Raw genomic sequence first — 19653 nt, forward strand, 5'->3', positions numbered from 1 at the left:
GTACTGAGTGACAGTAGAGCTAGGCGACTATTGGGGAAAGGTGTACGTCTAGGGCCAGCTCTTGAGAGACCACTCGATCTAATCGGTGACGGGTCATCATCGGGACGCGAATGAACTCGACGCCGAAGGTATGTTCCTTGACCCAGCGGACCTTTCCCAGCTCGATGAATAGGGATGTGGTTGGATCCGGCAGAAGAACACTCAGCTTAATATAGCTCCCCATGAGGACGGTCCGCTCACAGGTGACGGCACAGCCTGCAATGGACAAATCAGATACCACCCCCTCTCCAACGAATGGAGCGCCTCCAAATATTGCAGGATAGGTCACAGGCAGCCGAGGATGGATTCGCCAGTTAATGGTTGTGTCAGCCATGATTGTGTCCTCCGTAGGTGCAGTCTATCCAGGTAGCCGGCCATGGGCCATTCCTCGGAGGGGGGCGTAGGGCCTACTTCGGTTGAAAGTACTGTGTGGATGGCTAGTAGAGGCTGTTGAGCTGGTGCTCATGCCAAAAGAACCTCAGGATGCTCACAAGATTGCTGGTCACCTGTACGGCCTTGGCGAGCCAAGACGTTCCGGCGTAGGCGGAAGAACGAGGCAGGTGGATTTTTTAAGCGCCCAGTTAGGGTTTATTGAGCTTATCCGTCAAAGAGGAAGGAGGGACTGTTGACGGGAGTTCGAGCCGTTCCAGGACATCTTGCTTGAGTTTCGTAGGTTCTTCAATACGGTTATCCCGTTGCAGGATATTGATATCTTTCGCCTTCCGGGCATTCAGTTCCACCACGTCTGCATCGTCGCGGACTAAGTGGGGAGTAAGGAAGACGAGAAGATTGAGCTTCTCGATCTGACGAGACTGAGATTTAAACAGCCATCCAAGCCATGGAATGTCTCCTAATAGGGGAATTTTTCTTTCGCTGAGTGTGATGTTGTCGCGCACTAGTCCCCCCACTACGAGTGTCTGTTGATCCTGCGCAACCGTCGTGGTTTCCATGGATCGCTTCGTCGTGGTGGGTCCGACGGGGATGCTTGCTGTGCCAGAGCCGATGGTCTGAGCCACGTTTTCCGCGATCGCCGTAATCTCTTGTTTGATTTCCAGGCGAATCAAATCACCTTCAAGGACCTGTGGGGTCAACTCTAACGTGACGCCGACGTCTTTTCGTTCAATGGTGACGAGCGTTCCCCCTGTGATGCCTTGGGCCTGGCCGGTCGGGAATGGTCGATTCTCACCGACGACGATCTTCGCCTTCTGGTTGTCGGCGGCAAGCACTTGGGGTGTCGAGAGGACATTCGTATCAGTCAGGTTCATCAGGAGGTTCATGAATGCGCGCACGTTCAGCGTATTCAGGAGCGGCGCTGCGCCGCCGGTCGCCCCTCCGGCCGCTGCGCCAGTGATCGCCTGGGCGAAGGTTGCCAGGTCTTCCGGCGCTCTGTTGAACCCGCCGATTCCCTGTACGAAGCCAGATTTTCCCGCGCCGAGCACCTGCGTCGGATCCGTGCCGATCTGGCGAAGGCGATCCACTTGGACCTCCAGGATCACCGCCTCCACGAAGACCTGCTTGCGCCGGATATCGAGGTCGCGAATGACGGCTTGGAGATGACTCCAGGCGAGTTTGGTTGCACTGATCACGATGGAGTTGGTCGCCTTGTCGGCAAACACTTGGACGGGAGCCTCAAATTCCGTCAGCGGTCTGACGGGTGGCCTGGTGCCGGGCGTCATCTGCGCCACTGTTTGTGATCGCGCCACCAAATTGGTAAGGACGGCGGCGAGATCAGTCGCGTTGGCATGTTTCAGCTTATAGACAAACACCCCTCGCTCCGGAGGAAGATCACCCATGGGGACCACTTGATACAGGTTCCCTCCTTTCGGAACCACAGCGATACGGGCTGCTTCTAACGCCGCGACGAACATGGTGAAAGCCTGGTCCGATGAAACTTTGGTCGGAGAAAAGACGGATACTTTTCCACCCTGCTTTTTAATCGTCTCATCCAGCACAAAGTTCTTTCCGGTGAGCTCACTGATAAACCGGACGAAGACAGGGATCTCGACCTCGTTAAATTCCAATGCGACTTTTGTCTGGTGGCCTCCCGCGCTTTGCGAAAAGAGAGGCGGAGGTAAGGCTAAGAAGAACAGAAGCGCCAAGATCAGGCAGATGCCAAAATTCCTGGTTGTGTTCGCTGGACGACGAGATATTGGACGGGCTTGCACGATGGACTATTGATTCCGTGGCATCAGCTGATGCGGTGTACGTGAGCCTGACCGTACCATAGGTGTGTCAAAAGACACAACCATGCCGATGTCTTTGAAAAGTGCCCAGTCCGCGCATATCCAGAGAAGAGGGCGCTTGCTGCCGGCCATCCCTTCCAGGCTGTGGAGGCACGATCCTGAGCCGATCGTTAAGTATGTATGTCAATACTCCGATACAGAGATGGTGACGGGTGTGGGCGAGACGACCCTGGCCGCACCATGCGTAAGCGGATCGATCAGGTCACTCTTCATCTATCGGATTTGCCTCTCCTCCCATTGTGCAAATTGGTGAGGCAACGGTCTGTCCAAAATTGGATAGACGGATGAACCGCAAGAAATGACCGCAGGTAAGTCATGACTTTTCAATAGCTTGGCGTGAAGAACCATTGGATGAGTGAGGCATTGGGATTGCAAACCCCTTAAAGGTTTCGCTCCTGGGTCACTACCCAACTTCACAAGCGTCGGCAAGAGCAGAATGGGCCGCTGGCGCAGGCTCAGGCGGTGTCGGGATCTGCTAAGGTTGTAGCGTGCGCGTAAATAAGAAATCCCCTTTAAAATCAGATAAAACCCAGGCCTCTCGCGCTCACAAGCGTGGTGTGGTGGGCTACAGCAGGAAGAGCGCTCTTCTTGAGGAAGCCATCACCCAAATGAATGCCGGAAAATATGGGCGATCTTCTACCGCGCTGAAGGAATTACTCGCGCTCGATCCGCAGAACATGGAGGCGCGGCGGCTGTTCGCTACTCTCCACCTTCGTCTCGGGAGCCTGATCCCGGCGAGACAAGCCTTTGACTCACTCATCGATGAAGCGTTTCAGCGCCAGGACTATTGGCTCGCGGAATCGCTACTCCGCGAATACTTGGCGGCCGGGCCGCGATGTGTGCCGTTCTTGGAGAAGCTAGGGGGACTCTATCAGGGGAAAGGAGATATCCTCGAGGCCGTGGCTGAGTTCGGCAAGGCGATCGACATCTTGATCGAAGACCCGGACCCTGACCAGCCACAGCATGCCTCCCAGCTCTACGACAAAATACGGAATCTTGCGCCCGCGAGCCCGGTGGCATTTCGATTGGCGTCCTTCTTTGACGCGCAAACCGGCGAGGTGTTAGTCCGTCGGCCTGTCGATTCTGGACAATCGATCGACGCCCCATCACTCGACATGCCTGAGGTAGGTCAGGGTGGAGGGGCTGGTCCTGAGCCGATGGCTGGGGTGATGCCAGGTGAGATCCAGGATTCTCTGGTGACGGCGCCCGATTTTCCCAACGCGGCCGCTGTAACCGATTCCTCAGAATCGCTTACCCCGCCAACAGTCAGGGACTTTCCGACACCTCAAGTTCACACGCTCGATGGGATATTGCCGCCTTCTGACCCATCCGTACGAGAACAAGCGCAGGCTGTGAGCAGCACGAGTGAGGTGGGACGTGCGGCATCGGGCGAATCTCGCACCGATGAAGGTGGGAGTGTTCTTTCAGGATTGCAAATAGATGATCTTTCCGGACAGGTTGATCTCGGAAGTTCCCATTCGCTTGCGTCCCCATTCGTGTCAGCAGATGGTGTTATCACGGCGCAAGAACCGGACAAGGGGTTGGTCGGGACCGAATCCGAGGCCTCCGTTGATGCGATTACCCCATCGACGGATATTGCACCCACGGACTCGACCACAGCTCAGGATGAGCTGCTGAGTTCGATACAGCCTGCGGCAGATCCCGGTGGTACGTCCCCATCTCAAGTGAAAGCAATATCCGCCCTTGTGGTTGGGAGTGTCGAGACACAGCAGGCGCCAGATCCGAAAGATCCGATGGCGTCATCCGGTGGTGCTCTCAAGAATCAGGAACAAGACGGATGGATGCCTGAGGCTGAACCAAGGGCACCCGTTGATGCAGGGGGCCCATCGACGGATGTTGCGCCCACGGACTTGACCATTGCTCCGGACGCTCCGCTGAGTCTGATCCAGCCTGTCGAAGATATCAGCCTCATGCCATCATCCCAGATTGAAGAGATAGCAGTGTCTACATTCTTGGAAACGGAACGGTCAACGGTTGAACCGTTAGAGACTGAGCATGGACCGTCCGCTCTGCGACAACCTGTCGAGAACGAACCAATAGAGGTACTGGCGGAAGAGCCTCCGGGCGCGCATAGTCCATCGAGCCCAGAGCCGGTTTCAGGCCAAGAGGTTCCAGAACCATGGAAACAACCAGGTTTCTCCTGGGAATCCGTATTCAATAGTGCATGGAAGTTCGGAAGTGAGCATTCGGCACCTGCCTCCCCGCCGGAATCCATCGAGACGCATGTCGAGGAAGCCTCGCCTCCGGGGGCAGCGGCGGCGCGTCACCAGGAAGAAGTGTTAGACGACCAAGCGGTTGAAATTCCAGAGCGTGAAGAATCGACTTCGCTCGGAGATCACACCTCTGTAGGATTTCCCATTGCGCCGATGCCCTGGGATCACGTTCAGGAGTCGGTCATTTCGATTTCACCGTCGCAGGTCGATCCTCCACTGACCGAGAGTCTGAATTCGGCGGGAAATCCCTCGCCTCATCCAGTTGAAGCAGAATTGCCCCCAATGGTGAGTGACAGCCTGACTCAACCTCTGTCTTCACTGGATACCTCCGTTGAAGAAGCAGCTTCGTTCTCGATCGCGCAGACGCCACAGACCACGGCTTTGCCCGATCTGAAAATTTCTGCTGCCGAGTTGGAACACACCGCATTCGAGACCGAACAGGGCTCTGTTCCGGCAGAGTCTGAACCGCAGTTTCGAGTCCTGAGCGTTCAGACGATCGATGGACCGCCGCTGGAAGTTCCTACGGCAGCCCTTGGGTCGCCGGTTGTCGCGGACGAACCAGTAGCAGACGCTGTGATATCTCCCCCAGAAGTTCCGTCGAAAGGCGCTGACTTCCTCGTGAGCGTGGAAGATGATTGTGCGAGCGCAACTATTCAGAGTCCCGTTCAGGAGTCTTCAGCCGCCTCGGCACAACCTACCTGCGAGACACTGAGCAAGGTAACCGATGAGATTCCGCCTCCAGCCCCTCTGCAAATACAACAGAGAATATGGGAATCGCCGCAGGAACTAATAGAATCTCTTCAACCCGCAAGAGAGCAGGCTGCGGTACAGGCTCATGACCCGCAACCCCAGGGGACGGCATGTGTTGAAGCGCGCACGCCTAGTCCTGAATCGGGTGTTGAACAAGAGCAGTCGGACCAAGCAGGAGAGTCGATTCGATTCGTCGAACAACCTCACGCTGCTCCGGTTGCACCGGCACCGCCGACGAGTTTAGAACGGCAGGACGTCAGCCGGGCTATGTCCGTGGCTGCCGCTGTTGATGTGCTCTTTGAGTCGTCCCAAAATGTCAGGGCGACTGAGACTCGAGAACATGTCGCGGAGTCCCACCCCAGACGAAAAACCAGTTCGGCGCTGGCCCGAACCCGCTTGGCGATTGCCGGCTTTGTCAGCTCATGTTTTTCGACTACGCGCGCCATTGTGGTGACGTGCGTAGGATTGGTGATCCTTTCGGGGATCCTCATTGCCTTAGGGGTCGGTGCCATCGGACTGACCTGGATCATCATGGAAGAATCACCTTCTCCGGTCTTCCAAAGTCTCACGACCACTCCTCAACGGACCCTGTCGGATTTCAAGAAAAACGGCTACTTGTTCCTCGTTGGGTTTGACGTGTCGGTCGATCACGATCCGATACAGGCGGGATATGATCGGAAGCCTGAGCCCAACGATGGCCGGTCGGCGTTAGCCTGTTTTGGGAGCTCAGGCTCAAGGATAATGGAGGGATCGAATGCCTCCGCCACCGTCATGCGAGGGTGGGTTCGTAGTCCGGATCCTGTCGGAGCGTTCAAGTCCCATCAGCAGGCCATCAAGGAATGGGGCAACCTGCACGCGCCGGCGCTCAATCGATATAGTCAGTGGCAAAAGCTTCCCTTTGAAGACTGGGGGTATGGCCAGACGGTGAGTTTGCCCTGTCCTGCGGTGGGCTTTTCCCACCAACTCCATGTGGCGGATGGGTTTCTGCAGGGTATCGATCTCGGCATCGATCGGCTTGAGACGGATGTGGAAGCGTGGCGTATCGTCTTGAGCCAGGCGAAGACTCTCCCGGTGAAAATGCTGGCGCTACAGGCAATCAATGACGACATTGCGGTCGCCTCGGGGTTACTCGTAGGCTCAGACTTTGACGGAAAATATCTGGGGCGCATCACGAAAGTCCTTCGCCCGCTTGACCAGGGGGAACTCTCGATACGCTGGCCCATGCAAAGCGAACTCGTTTCCGCATCGAAGACCTACGAGACGCAGTTGAAAGCAGCGAGAGCCGACGCACAGCCGGTGTACACCATCGTGGCATCGGCGCTTCCCTTGCCGATGCAGCGCCGTCTCAACGACTATGCGGAATATTATGACGCGTCGTACAAAGCCGCCGGCGAAGGGCGGCATGGATCGTTGCCGAAGTGGAAAGACTATATCCGTTTCCCAGCGTCCGGCCTGATGGATCATGTCATCAACCCGATCGAGAATATCGTGGGTCTCGAACCGTTGCCAGCGTGGGATCTGTACAACGGGTTGGTGGTTGATACGGATGCGCATCTCCGGCTTGCCAGTTTGCAAGCCTGGCTCAGGCGTGGCCCAGCCGATGGTGATCTTGCCACTCGAATTGCGAAGGCAGGGCAAAATTTCTATGACCCGTATACGGGACTGCCGATGTTGATGAATTTGAAAAAAGGCGTTCTCTACAGTGTGGGACACGACGGGAAAGATCAAGATGCCGATCCTCTGTCCGATGTAGTGGTGCAGATTCCTGTCGGATACATGTCTGCCGCTCCGCCGAAATCCTCAGCCTCGTCATCCAAGTCCAGATAAGTCTTTTCCCATGATTTTCGGTCTGCCCGGCATCGCTTGCTTGACAGCAGGTCGAGTATTCCACACAATCAGCGCAGGCTGTTGAAAAAATCCTCCAGCTTGGTTTTTCTGTCGCTCAGAGGCCAACGTACGGGACTGAGTACGCTTCGCTCACTGCGGCCTTGCTCGGTGAAAGGCGCGTCTCGGCGCGCTGGGGTGAGCGGGTGAGGACAAAGGCCTTTTTGAACAGTCTGCGGATCCTGGCAAAAGTGCTCGGACGTTAAGTTTACATCGCCGATAGATGCAGAGGCGCCATGGAACATTCACCGAAACAATGGGATGGGGTTTCTCCGTGAAGAAGGGCATGACGTTTCCGACGCCTCTTCCGACGCGGATCGTATCCAATGAGGAGTTTTTTCCGATCGGCCAAACGGCCGAGCAGGCTCGCGTCGAGCAAGCATCGGGAGACCTGGTGGAACATGCCGCTTCTCGGCAGGGAGTCACACGCCGGGAGTTTGTAAGGACGACGGGTGGTATGGCGGCCGCGCTCCTGGCCATGAATTCCGTATTCGGTCGATTTTTCAATGTCGGGGACATCGAGCTGTTCGAGACAGCGGCGTTCGCCGAGCAGCAGGGAAATCCGTATTTTATTTTTGATGTGCAGACCCACTACGTCAGTTCGCATTACGATCTCTCCGATGCCGAAGCCGATCGGAAGGGGGCTGTTTCCAAACAGGCTCTGCTGTCGTTGAGAAAGTACATTCGCGAGATGGGACTCAATCCGAAACTGACGGGTGATCGAGGCACGCTCGACGATCTGTCCTGGAAGAGTTTTGTGAAGGAAGTGTTTTTCGACAGCGAGACCAGCGTCGGCTTGATCAGCACCCCGCCAGGTCCCTATCCGCAGGAAGCCGTCGTTCCGCCAAGAGAAATGGCCCACATTCGTGACGAGATCAATCGATTGGCCGGCTCGCAACGGATGTTGGCCCATGGTCTGGCCACCCCTCAGCTCGGTGCTGCAGATTTGGAATTCATGGCCATGCAGGCGGAAACCCTCAAGGTCGATGCCTGGAAATGCTACACCGGTTCCTGTCCGAAGGGATTCGACCGAGGCTGGCGAATGGACGATGAACACATTGCCTATCCGATGTTGGAGCAGGCGCGAAAGCTCAACGTGAAGCGGATCTGTGTCCATAAGGGACTCCCCCTCGGTCCCGTGCCGGACTACAACCATCCGAGAGATCTGATCAAGGCGGCCAAAGACTTCCCAGATCTCACCTTTGTGGTGTATCACGCCGGGTTTCGGAGCGTGGCTTCGATCGAGCAAGTCTTTGCGAAGACCGGTGAAATCCCATGGACCACGGAGTTCTGCCGGATAAAGGAGCAGGAACCCGGCATTCACAATATCTATATGGAGCTGGGTTCGACCTTCGCGCAACTGGTGACCACATACCCATTGATCTGCGCGCATCTGCTGGGGCAGATTATCCGTTCGTTCGGCATGGATCATGTCCTGTGGGGAACCGACTCGATCTGGTATGGAACACCGCAATGGCAGATTGAAGCCTTTCGGCGATTTCAGATCCCTGACCAGTTGATCGAGACGCATCAGTATCAGCCGTTGACGAGGCGGGCGAAGGAACAGGTGTTTGGATTCAACTCAGCCCAAGTGTTCGGGGTCGATGTCGAGGCGAAACGACGCGAGGTTCCGAAGGATGCCTTGGGCCGGCTGAGGATGAGCTATCTGGAAGAGGGGCCGGAGCCGAGCCGAAGAGCGTACGGATGGGTGGCGGGGTGAATGGGCGAAGCAGGTCGTGTCTTCTGCTCGCGCACCGCGCACGCAGGTCCGATTTGAAAGTCGGATGATGGGCGGTGCTCGGTGCATGCGCGCAACGAGACATCGACCTGCTTCGCCCATGCAGAGGTGAAGAGAAAACGAATAAGGAGAAGTAAGGATGAAAAGTGAAATCTTGTATCCCGGTGCGTTTCCGATGGTGCGTGTCGAGCTGGCGGAGGGGGAGCATATCAAAGCCGAGTCGGGCGCGATGGTGGCCTGCTCGCCGACCATCGATATTGAAAGCAAGATGGAGGGAGGGTTTTTAGGAGCGCTGTCGCGAAAGTTTCTGACAGGAGAAAAGTTCTTCTTTCAGACGCTGCGGGCGAGTCGGGGCGCCGGCGACGTGTTGCTCGCGCCGACCGTGCCCGGGGAGATTGTCGTACTGGAGCTCGATGGCGTCAATGAGTACATGGTGCAGAAAGATGGGTTCCTTGCCGGAGCGGACGGCATTACGATCGATAGTCAGATGCAGAGTATGAGCCGCGGCTTGCTGGGCGGAGAGGGGTTCTTCATCCTCAAAATGAGCGGCAAGGGGATGCTCGTCCTGAACAGTTTTGGAGCGATTCACAAGCTCGAGTTGAAGCCGGGTCAGGAATATATCGTGGACAATAGCCATCTGGTGGCCTGGTCCACCACCACGTCATACAACATCGAGAAAGCTACCTCTGGGTGGGTGGCCAGCTTCACGTCAGGCGAAGGCTTTGTCTGCCGATTTCGCGGACCGGGTATCGTGTTCATTCAGAGCCGCAACCCAGGCAGTTTCGGCGCGTGGGTGCGACAGTTCATTCCGGTATCGGAGTAATGGCGAGTCAATGGTCCTTGGTCAGTTGGAAAAATTGAGAGAGTCATGCTCAAGGGCAAGACCGCTCTTCACCAATGACTGATGACGATTGACCGATGACGATCATTCGATGACCATCCCTCCCAACGCGCTCTGTTTCGGTGACGAATTTCCAGCCGGCGGCGCCCCGTGTCTGGTTCATGTTGAGGGTCATGGACTGACAATCACGTTCCCCCCTGATCGTGATGGAGCCGAGAGCCGATCTGAATCCTTGCTGTTTTCCGACCTGACGGTTTCCGCAGGAGGGTTGGATCATGATCAGCTCGTGGCCACATGGGTGGGGCCGAAAGGGCAGCGGACACTCTATCTCAAAAGCCCCGCTGTGATTCGGGCCTTCCGTCAAGCGGCTCCCGATCATCTGAGCCGGCCGCTCGAACGAGCCGCCGAACAAGTCCGTCAGGTGCGGCAACGGCATCGGATGGTGTGGGCTATTGTCGGAAGCGTCTTCTTGGTCGTCGTGCTCGGACTGTGGTTTGGAAGCGATGTGCTGGTGGAACTCGCCGTCGATCGCATTCCGGTCGAGTGGGAGCGGAAGTTGGGCGAATCGGCCTATCATGATTTCCTGGCTCGCCAGGAGGTTATGAAAGAAGGCCCCGCCGTGTCGGCGGTCAACGAGGTGACCCATCGCTTGACCCGCCAGATTCCGGAGAATCCGTATGCCTTCGAGGTGACCGTCGTGAAAAGCGACGTCGTGAATGCGTTTGCTTTGCCGGGCGGGTACGTCGTCGTCTTTACCGGATTAATGAACAAGGCGGAGAGTGGCGAGGAGGTCGCCGGGGTCCTTGCGCACGAGCTGAACCATGTGCTGCAGCGGCACGGACTCGAACGGATCATCAAGCAGCTGGGCTTTGTGGCCGTCGTCTCGATCGTGTTGGGAAATCCGCCGGGATTGGGCGGGGCGATGAAGCAGCTCGGTGTCGAACTGATGACGCTGAAGTTCGGTCGCGCTCAAGAGACGGAAGCGGATCTCACCGGCCTGGCGTTGCTCTCTCGCGCGAAGATCGATCCGTCCGGCATGATCACGTTTTTTCAACGGCTGGCTGAAAAAGACGAGGGACGGGTCGAGTGGTTCTCCACCCATCCGATGAGCAGCGCGCGAGCGGATCGCCTGAAAGCCGAGCTCGCCGATATGCCGCAGCAGACCCCGGAACCCTTTACATTCGAGTGGGCAAAAGTCCGAGTCTCGCAGGACGCACCGACGAGTACTCCTCCATGAACCCTGCGCGGATGATCCGTCTCGGTGTCATTGCCGATACGCACGGGCTGTTCGATCCGGCGATCATGCGACACTTTCGTGGCGTGGATCGGATTATTCATGCCGGCGATATCGGCAATCGATCGGTCATCGAACACCTCGAAAAGATGGCGCCCGTGACGGCCGTGTCCGGCAATGTGGATGGATACGAAGAAAGCGGTTTTCAGACCGAGGCGATCATCAAGCTGAATGGTTTCTGCATCGCGGTCCGACATGTCGTGTTTGAGGCCGGAAAACTGACCAAAGAGGGAAGAGTGTTTCTCGATCGTACCAGGCCGGACATCTGTATTTTTGGCCACACGCATCAGCCAAAGCGCGAATGGCTCGGCGACACGTTGCTGTTCAATCCCGGGTCAGCGGGGCCGAGGCGATTCACGTTGCCCAGGATGATAGGAACGATCTCGATCGGAGATCGGCTGTCGACCGAACATATTCGGTTGAGAGATCAGGTGGCTTAGGCCGATTGACCGGCAACGAAGCAGCGCGATGTTAGGATCGGCTCCCTTCGACGCTCTCGAGCCATTGCCGATGGAACTGCTCGTAGGAGAGAAATAGTTTGTTTTGAATCGCAACGGCTACGGATGATTTGGCTTGTAACGCGTTCAACAGTTCATCGACGCGGGCCATTCCCCATCGCTCGATCAAGTAGCGTGCGGCCGAATTGGCTTCTGCGTAGGCCGTTGTTGACGCATCGGCGGGCAGCGCGCTCCAAGAACCTTCCAAATACGTTAAGGGGATGACCGTGATATTCCCGCTCATGGCCTGATCAAGCTCGGGCCATGCATCTCCGGCCAATTGCATGGCCAGGCCTTCGTTCAGCCAGGTCGGCAACGCGCCGCTGCTTGCTCCGAAGCGATCATGAAGCAGCGCGTGGATATATTCGTGACGAAGCACTTTTGCCAACCACTTCCGATCCGTCGTCGCCCCTTGGGTGGGAATCTGAATGCGTCCAAGAGTGGGGTCATAGAGACCATCGGCCCAGGTCGGGCTCCCAGTCGCTTCTTGAAACGAAGCTTTGGCGTGGAGGACGACGATGATCGGCTTTGAGGGGAAATGGCTGAACTTCTGGCCGATCTCTCGATAGGCCTCTTCCAGAATCTCCAGCGCTGAAGTCCAGGTATTCTGGTCTTCCTCACCGTCGAATTTCACGACGAAGTGAGTGCTGCTTCGTGCGGTCATGCGGGATTCAACCGACTGAGTGCGGCGCACTTTAGTCGTGACGGCGGCGAGGTAGGACTGCAATCCCGGATCTTGGCGCGCTCGGTCGGCCGCCTGCTCCAGGTGTTTCGCAGCTTCCTGTAGCTCATCCTGCTCTTGTAACAAGTCGGCCATGGCCAGGTGGGGGAACGGTTCCCCCGGGGTCACCTTCATCAATTTCGTCAGGAATTCTGCATTCAGCGCGCGGTCCCGCTGTTCCCAATAGGCATGGGCCAAATTCATGAGGATCACGGGATTCGAGTCGTCAAGATCCGCAGCTCGCTTGAACAATTTGGCTGAAGCCTGAGTGCCATTGAGTCGTTCCTGCTGCAACCCGAGATTGTTCCAGAGGACGGCGACGAAAGGCCTGGACGTTGCATCCGACAGGACCGCCGGAGGGAGCGCTTTCAGTTTCGTTTCGGCGAACGACAAGTTATGTTTTTCGATCTCATCGCGAATGGCTTCCAATAGGCCCTCATGGGGGGTCGGCGGAAGCACGCTGTGATCGAGTACGCGAACCGATTGTGCCTCCCTTTCGGGCGACCTGCTCTGTGGCGGAGTGGGAGGAGGAGCGACCGGTTCGATGGTTTCCGTGAGCCGCACTGTCTGTGGTGGAAGGACGGGCTTCAAGAATAGATTGTAGACAATCAGCAGAGCCAGGATGGCTGCAAGCGGTAGCAGAATATGTTTGATGTTGCGGCGATACATGAAGTCTCGAACGCGAGTGTAGCACCCGAGAAAAAAACGACCAAGCAATCGGATGAAAACAGTCGGCGGATCCTGAGACGTCGTGTAGCGGCTTCATTGAGCGCTGAGGATTGCTGTGTTACGATCCTCTCCCGTATGCAGGCTCCCACGGAATCGAGTCCGCCCACGCCGCTTCAGGAGTGGTTGGACCGCCTCGCGCGCCCGATCGAGTTTGCGAGCCGAGACGACTGTGCCCACCTCAGGACCATCACCAATCTGAGCGCATTTATCTCGTCTCAAGTTTTATCGGTTCTTCGTCAAGAAGTGTACTCCAAGGCGATTGAAGCCCGTCTGATTTCATTGCGGGATCTCTTCGTCGATTTTCACTCGGGGTTGCCGCTTGATGAGCAGCGTCGACGACTGCGGGCGGCGGCGGTGCTCATTAAGGCGCTTCGAGCCGTTGATCAAGAGAATCTCATCCGGTCGAAGAAGTCGCCAACGCAGGCTTCCAGTCACTCCAATGTGACGGGCGCCGGCAGATCCGATCTCTGGAATCTTTCTATCCGGTTCGTCAAAGGCGTCGGGCCGAAACGCACCAATGTGTTGCAACGATTGCAGATTGCGACGGTGGAGGATGCGCTCTGGACCGTCCCGTGGCGCTATGAAGACCGATCGGTCATGACACCGATCGGAAATCTCGTTCCGGGGATGAGTGTCTCGATTTGTGGGGTGATCGGATCATGCGAGATGAAACGAACAAGGAATCGGCGGTTGAGTGTCATGGAAGTCGGCGTCGAAGATCAGTCCGGGCGAATGCAAGTGGTCTTCTTCAATCAGCCGTATTTGGAGGAGATGCTGACGGTCGGGACTCGCGTGATGATGAGCGGGCGGGTGCTCCCGGGTCGCCAGGGATGGGTGATCCCGCGAATGGATGTCGCGCAATATGAAATCATCGGAGAAGACACTGAATCGACGTTGCATGTCGGTCGAATCGTTCCGATCTATCATGAGACCAAGGGATGGACGTCTCGTCAGATGCGGATGTTGGTGAGGAATCTGTTGGCAGACCATGGGCGGGAGATCGCAGACCATTTGCCCATGTCGCTTCGAGCGCGGCGGCGGCTGATTCCGATCCATGAAGCGCTGCAAGATGTTCATTTTCCCAAGACCGGCACGGCTCTTCAGCTTCTGGAACGAGGGAAGACGCCGGCGCACCGGCGTCTGGCGTTCGAAGAACTCCTATTGCTCCAATTGGCCTTGGCGAACAGGCATCGAGCGGTGCACGACGAGCCGAAGGAATTGCGGTTCAACCCGCGGACACCTCTCTTAGAACAACTCGGCCGTCTCTTGCCGTTTCGCTTGACGACGGCGCAGGATCGGGTCATCCGCGAAATATTTCAGGACATGATTTCGGCGCGTCCCATGAATCGTCTGGTGCAAGGCGATGTGGGATCCGGGAAAACGGCGGTCGCCTTGCATGCGCTGGTAATGGCCTGCGGTTCCGGCTATCAGGCTGCGCTGATGGCGCCGACCGAAATTCTGGCGGAGCAGCACTATCGCAACCTGTCGGGAACATTGCAGGCCTTGGGGCTCCGCGCCACCCTCGTGCGTGGAGGAGAGAAAGCCTCGGTGAAGAAGACACAGGCTGCGCAGCTGGCGGCGGGTGACGTTCATGTCGCGATCGGAACTCACGCCCTCATTCAACAGGGGCTGAGATTCAAGAACTTGGGGTTGGTGGTGGTCGATGAGCAGCATAAGTTCGGTGTCCTGCAGCGAAAGACCTTGATCGAGAAGGGCTATAAGCCTGACGTCCTTGTCCTGACGGCCACGCCCATTCCTCGCACATTGGCGATGACGGTGTATGGTGATCTTGATGTCTCGGTGATCGATGCCTTGCCGCCGGGGCGAAAGCCGGTGCGGACATTTCTTTTTCACGACGCGCAACGACGGCGTGCCTATCACATGGTGCGTGACGAATTGCGCGCCGAGCGGCAGGCGTATGTGGTCTATCCGCTGGTGGAAGAATCGGAGAAGATCGATCTTCAAGCAGCGATTCAGGGAGCCGAACAGTTGCAGAACGGGGAATTGTCGGAATTCCGTGTCGGTCTGCTGCATGGGCGCATGAAAGCGGCGGAAAAAGAAGCGGTGATGGCCGACTTTAAGGCCGGCACGACCCAGGTATTGGTCGCGACGACGGTGATCGAAGTCGGGGTCGATGTGCCGAATGCCACGGTCATCTTGATCGAACATGCCGAGCGGTTCGGCCTCGCGCAACTGCATCAGTTGCGCGGCCGGGTTGGGCGGGGCAGTCAGCAAGCCTATTGCCTTTTGATGGCCCGGCATCTGGGACGAGGAAGGACGCAGTCGAGAGGAGTTGCGATGGGAAGTGAGGAGTCGGTATCCACGGCAAGGGAACGGCTGGAGGCGCTGGTCCGGTCACACGATGGATTCGTGATTGCCGAAGACGATTTGCGGATCAGAGGTCCTGGAGAGTTCTTTGGATTGCGACAATGGGGGATGCCGGAGTTTCGTGTGGCGAATCTGGTGCGAGACGGTGATCTGTTGCAGCAGGCCAGGCAGGAGGCTTTTACGTTGCTGAAGTCGGACCCAGGATTGAAAGAGCCGGACCATCGGGAATTGCGAGAGGCCATGCTGCGCAAGTGGGAGAAAAAGTTGGAGTTGGGTTCAGTGAGTTGACATGGTGGGTCCTGCCGCCGACCGGCCCGGCCGTCCTCGCACCCCGCCCGGTGTAGGGACCCCGCTGCGGGCGGCCGGGCTCCCGAGATCGGCGTCACCCTCAATGTGAACTCACTGAACCTGAGGGTGAAAAGGGGAAAAGTGCGATGGGATTGTTGCAGCGGATAAAAGATGACCTGCGAGCCGGGATCGCTACTCTGCGGCTGGGGACGGTCCATGCGGCAGGACGTGCTCTGGAAGAGACGGAACTGCTCCGCATGAGACTAGAGCTTCGCAAGCTCGAACAGCAGTTGTCCGATCTGTACAAAGACATCGGTGAGCGGGCCGTCGATATGAAGGAGCGGGGCGAAACGGCGGAGTGGGTGCTGTACGACGCCGAAATCGTGCGTCTCGTCAAAGAGGTGGAGGCGCTCAAGAAGTTGCGGAAGAAACAGGAAGCCGACATGGAAGACATTCGGAACGAGCAATGACCGCGTCGCGTCAGCACACGCGACGATTCGCCGGCATCGATCTCGGAACCCTCACCTGTCGCTTGTTGATCGCAGATCTAGCCTCTGGGCATCCCCTCACAGAACTTCGCTCAGACCGACGCATCCTCCGCTTAGGAGAAGGCGTCGATCAGACCAAACGGCTGAGCCCAGTCGCGATGGATCGGGTCATCCACTGTCTAGAGGAATGGCGGACTATCATCAACAGTTATCACGTCGAGGCGATCTCGGTTGTGGCGACGAGCGCCGTCCGAGACGCTGCGAATCGAGATGAGTTTGTTGAACGGGTCAAACGAGAAACCGGCTTCGATGTGGAAGTCATCGCGGGCGATGAAGAAGCGCGGCGGACGTTGCTCGGTATTCGCTCCGGCTTGCCTGCTGGAGTGACGGACATCCTTGCATTGGATATCGGTGGAGGCAGTACTGAGTTTATTCTGGATCGGTCAGGTCAGAAGCGTGTCATTCGATCGATTGATGTCGGAGTCGTCCGTCTTTGCGAGCGGCTCTTACATCACGACCCACCGACTGATGAGGAAGTGCGACAAGCACGTGAGTGGGTTGCCAGAGAAACGAAAGCGGCTGTTGCTGGCATAGGTAACTATCGTCAGGCGACGTTCGTCGGCACCGCCGGCACAATTACCAGCCTTGCCGCCATGGCTCAGAAGCTTTCCACCTATGAGCCGTCACGCATTCATAATTACCGGTTAAAGCTGGAAACGATCCGAGAACTGGAGGAGACGCTTCTCAGCAGAACGAAGGCCGAGCGTGTTGGCTTGCCAGGCTTGGAGAAGAACCGTGAAGAAGTCATCGCCGCCGGGGCGATCATCATTCGGACAATCATGGAGACGCTGGTCCAGAAAGAATGTCTGGTGAGCCATCTGGGGTTGAGGGAAGGAGTGCTGATTGAGTTGGCGATGAGAAGCCACTTTACTTAAAGTGCCGATTCAGGAACGATTGCTGGCACGGCCGGTTGTCTAACTCTTTCAGTCAGAAATGGCAGGAGTAATGGTCCCGATGGGGTAAGACGATGGATACGAGAAATAAAAAGCGCTTTAATGGTTTGCTAGTTGCTCTGCTGACTCTTGCTGGCTGTGGGAGTGGTCAATATTATTTCTCCAAGCCGGGCTTTTCTCAGCAGCAATACGAGCAAGACAAGTATGAATGTCTCCGGTCAGCCCAACAGCCGATGCTCATCAGTCCCGCACCTGGTATGTCGGCGGGAGGAATGGCTACAAACAACGAGATCTATCTGGCCTGTTTCAGGGCTAAAGGGTACACCGTGCAGAGTGAAGGAGAGCGTGAGCAAATTGCGCGTGCAGAGGAGCGTGCATTTCATGAACAGCTGCAGCAGAGGGCGCGTGAAAGGCAGTTGCGGGAGGAGGCGGCACGGAAGGAAAGGCAATCCTTATTGGCTGAAAAGCAACGGTTTGAGGAGGAAAAGTCTCGCCAAGTTCAGGTTAAGCCGAACCGTGAGAAGCAAGTATATGGTTCAGAATATACAGAGAAAGACGTGCCGGTGGTTCTAGTTCCAAATGGCGAATTTCTCTACGGAATGGATAATCAACGAATCACGTTGTCTGATTTCTATATGGATATTTTCGAAGTGACGACGCGGCTCTATGCTGTGTTTATGCAGGAGACTGGCCGTGGCAAGCCTGAACATTGGAGAGACGTGAGGCCAGAGCTTGATGGGGACAAGCCCGTCATTGGCGTAGAGTGGTCAGACGCAGATGCCTATTGTCGCTACTATGGAAAACGGCTTCCGACCGAGCAGGAATGGGAAAAGGCAGCACGGGGGACAGATGGGCGGATGTATCCTTGGGGGAATTCGGAGCCCAATAAGAGTCTTGCCAACTACGATGGGCAGTTTTGTCTTATCTTCTGTAACGTTTATGCCGAGAAGCTTAAATCGGTTGGCAGTTATGCTGAGGGGCGAAGCCCCTACGGCCTTTACGACATGGCTGGTAATGCATGGGAGTGGGTTGAAGAAAAGACACTTCGAGGGGGATCATGGATTAGTAATACATATACGTCAGGGCTTGGTTTGCAATCCGCATTCCAATTAGGAGAAATCACGAGGACGTATGGGCGGCGATATCTACTTGGCTTTCGCTGTGTGAAGGATGTCCGTTAGTCATGTAGGCCTAATGTTTCTGAATCTCAACAGCGAGACTATCATCATGCGATCATGGAAACGCTGGGTCGGCGATGGGGGTACGATAAGGGCGCTGACCAATCCGGCGCAAGCAGACGAAAAATAGGGCCCTGGCCAAACTAGACGGCAGACGCAGATGCTTACAAAGACTACTCTAAGTGTTGCGAATACAAATTTGTCGCTAAATACCCCAAAACTGGTCTATCTGGATCAATGATCTTCCCTCGATTTCATGGACACGTGGTTACGCGACTGCTGCCCGCGCTTCATACTCAGCTGGGGAGTGATAGCCGAGGGTTGAGTGCCGACGCTGCCGATTGTAGAACCCCTCGATGTATTCGAAGATCTCCTTCTTGGCTTCGTCTCGGGTGGCATAGTGCCGATGGTACCCGAGCTCCCGCTTGAGCGTTCCAAAGAAACTTTCGACGCACGCGTTGTCCCAGCAGTTGCCTTTGCGGCTCATACTGGGAATAAGGCCATACTCAGCGAGTCGGTGCTGGTAGCTCGTCGCGGCATACTGACTGCCGCGGTCCGAATGGTGCAGGAGCCCTACCCTGGGAATTCGGTTCATCACGGCCATCAGGAGGGCCTGCTCCGCCAACTCACCCGTTAATCGCTGGCCCATCGCCCAGCCGACCACCCGGCGTGAATACAGATCGAGTAGAACCGCCAGATAGAGCCAGCCCTCCCGTGTCCAGACGTAGGTCAGGTCTCCGGCCCACACTCGATTAGGAGCTTCAACCGTGAAGGCCCGATCCAGAGTATTCGCGGCCACCGGGAACTGATGCTGGGACTGGGTGGTGGCGCGCCACTTCGTCACGGTCTTCGCCCGAATACCGTCTTGGCGCATGAGCCGAGCGACGCGATGCTCGCCAACGCGGTGCCCCTGTTTGACTAAGGCGTCCCAGATCCGGGGACTGCCGTACGTTTCCCGCGACTCCTGGTGGATCACCCGAATGGCTGAGCGCAGTATACGCGTCTGGATGGACCGGGCACTTTCAGGCCGTGATCGCCACGCGTAATAGCCCGCTGCCGAGACGGCGAGGACACGGCACATTAAGCGGATCGGATAGCGACGGTCGTGTTCGTGGATCACGCGGTATCTCATCGCGACTCCTTCGCGAAGAACGCCGCCGCACGTTTTAAAAAATCCCGCTCCTGCTTCAAAATAGCATTTTCACGCCGGAGCTGGATCAGTTCCGCCTGTTCGGCCCGGAGAGAGTGCCGGGTCTGTCCACACCCCTCAGCCTGCTGTTGCTCCGCGCGCCACCGGTAGAGGAGATGGTCCGCAATCCCCAGATCCCGCGCCACCTGTGCAACGGGATGTCCTGACTCCCGGACTAAGCGCACCGCTTCTTCTTTGAACGCCTCCGTATACGACCGTCGTGTCTTCGAGCTCATACTGTCCTCCGATTTCCTCATTC

At 56.7% G+C, this 19653-nt stretch carries 13 protein-coding genes; 9 read left to right on the forward strand and 4 right to left on the reverse strand.

What is annotated here, in order from left to right:
• Nucleotides 1–19: 19 nt before the first annotated feature.
• Both COMA2_RS05905 and COMA2_RS05910 read right to left on the reverse strand, forming a co-directional pair.
• On the reverse strand, nucleotides 20–373 hold the full coding sequence (locus tag COMA2_RS05905; protein ID WP_090895529.1) for a PilZ domain-containing protein: 354 nt from the start codon (nucleotides 371–373) through the stop codon (nucleotides 20–22).
• Nucleotides 374–620: 247 nt separating this feature from the next.
• Complete coding sequence (locus tag COMA2_RS05910; protein ID WP_090895530.1) at nucleotides 621–2138, reverse strand: secretin N-terminal domain-containing protein; 1518 nt, start codon at nucleotides 2136–2138, stop codon at nucleotides 621–623.
• Between the two features lie 752 nt (nucleotides 2139–2890).
• Between COMA2_RS05910 and COMA2_RS05915 the strand changes: the two genes are divergently transcribed.
• The 5 genes from COMA2_RS05915 to COMA2_RS05935 all read left to right on the forward strand — a co-directional run bounded on the left by COMA2_RS05915 (nucleotide 2891) and on the right by COMA2_RS05935 (nucleotide 11463).
• Nucleotides 2891–7093, forward strand: coding sequence for a tetratricopeptide repeat protein (locus tag COMA2_RS05915; protein WP_090895531.1), 4203 nt, complete (start codon nucleotides 2891–2893; stop codon nucleotides 7091–7093).
• 343 nt (nucleotides 7094–7436) lie between these two features.
• A complete protein-coding gene (locus COMA2_RS05920; protein WP_217490641.1) occupies nucleotides 7437–8870 on the forward strand; it encodes an amidohydrolase family protein in 1434 nt (477 codons plus the stop codon).
• Between the two features lie 157 nt (nucleotides 8871–9027).
• Nucleotides 9028–9711, forward strand: a complete 684-nt coding sequence (locus COMA2_RS05925; protein WP_090895535.1) for a TIGR00266 family protein — start codon at nucleotides 9028–9030, stop codon at nucleotides 9709–9711.
• Between the two features lie 109 nt (nucleotides 9712–9820).
• A complete protein-coding gene (locus COMA2_RS05930) occupies nucleotides 9821–10966 on the forward strand; it encodes a M48 family metallopeptidase (RefSeq protein WP_139077099.1) in 1146 nt (381 codons plus the stop codon).
• The gene (locus tag COMA2_RS05935) at nucleotides 10963–11463 is read left to right on the forward strand and encodes a metallophosphoesterase family protein (RefSeq protein ID WP_217490642.1); all 501 of its coding nucleotides are present in this window, start codon (nucleotides 10963–10965) and stop codon (nucleotides 11461–11463) included. Before COMA2_RS05930 ends, COMA2_RS05935 begins: the two co-directional genes overlap by 4 nt.
• 31 nt (nucleotides 11464–11494) lie before the next feature.
• Here COMA2_RS05935 and COMA2_RS05940 read toward each other — a convergent pair whose 3' ends face one another.
• Nucleotides 11495–12910: a peptidase MA family metallohydrolase gene (locus COMA2_RS05940; RefSeq protein ID WP_139077101.1), complete on the reverse strand. Its 1416-nt coding sequence runs from the start codon at nucleotides 12908–12910 to the stop codon at nucleotides 11495–11497.
• 135 nt (nucleotides 12911–13045) lie between these two features.
• On the opposite strand from COMA2_RS05940, the gene recG reads away from it, so the two are divergent.
• From recG to COMA2_RS05960, 4 genes are all read left to right on the forward strand, one after another.
• Nucleotides 13046–15586 (forward strand): ATP-dependent DNA helicase RecG, encoded by a 2541-nt coding sequence (gene recG, locus COMA2_RS05945; protein WP_175304418.1) that lies wholly within the window; start codon nucleotides 13046–13048, stop codon nucleotides 15584–15586.
• A 146-nt stretch (nucleotides 15587–15732) separates the two neighbouring features.
• Nucleotides 15733–16056, forward strand: coding sequence for a hypothetical protein (locus COMA2_RS05950; RefSeq protein ID WP_090895542.1), 324 nt, complete (start codon nucleotides 15733–15735; stop codon nucleotides 16054–16056).
• Nucleotides 16053–17009 carry a Ppx/GppA phosphatase family protein gene (locus tag COMA2_RS05955; RefSeq protein WP_090895544.1) on the forward strand — a complete coding sequence of 319 codons (957 nt, stop codon included), beginning with the start codon at nucleotides 16053–16055 and terminating at the stop codon, nucleotides 17007–17009. The genes COMA2_RS05950 and COMA2_RS05955 overlap by 4 nt, the downstream gene beginning before the upstream one ends.
• A 92-nt stretch (nucleotides 17010–17101) precedes the next feature.
• Nucleotides 17102–18208 (forward strand): formylglycine-generating enzyme family protein, encoded by a 1107-nt coding sequence (locus COMA2_RS05960; RefSeq protein ID WP_090895545.1) that lies wholly within the window; start codon nucleotides 17102–17104, stop codon nucleotides 18206–18208.
• Between the two features lie 265 nt (nucleotides 18209–18473).
• Here COMA2_RS05960 and COMA2_RS05965 read toward each other — a convergent pair.
• Nucleotides 18474–19630 (reverse strand): IS3 family transposase gene (locus COMA2_RS05965; RefSeq protein WP_407919004.1). Its coding sequence is split into 2 segments (ribosomal slippage): nucleotides 18474–19366 and nucleotides 19366–19630, totalling 1158 coding nucleotides; the frame shifts between segments, so codons are not numbered across the junction.
• Between the last annotated feature and the right edge of the window lie 23 nt (nucleotides 19631–19653).

Origin of the sequence: Candidatus Nitrospira nitrificans, from assembly GCF_001458775.1 — a bacterium.
In the GTDB taxonomy this organism is placed as follows: domain Bacteria; phylum Nitrospirota; class Nitrospiria; order Nitrospirales; family Nitrospiraceae; genus Nitrospira_D; species Nitrospira_D nitrificans.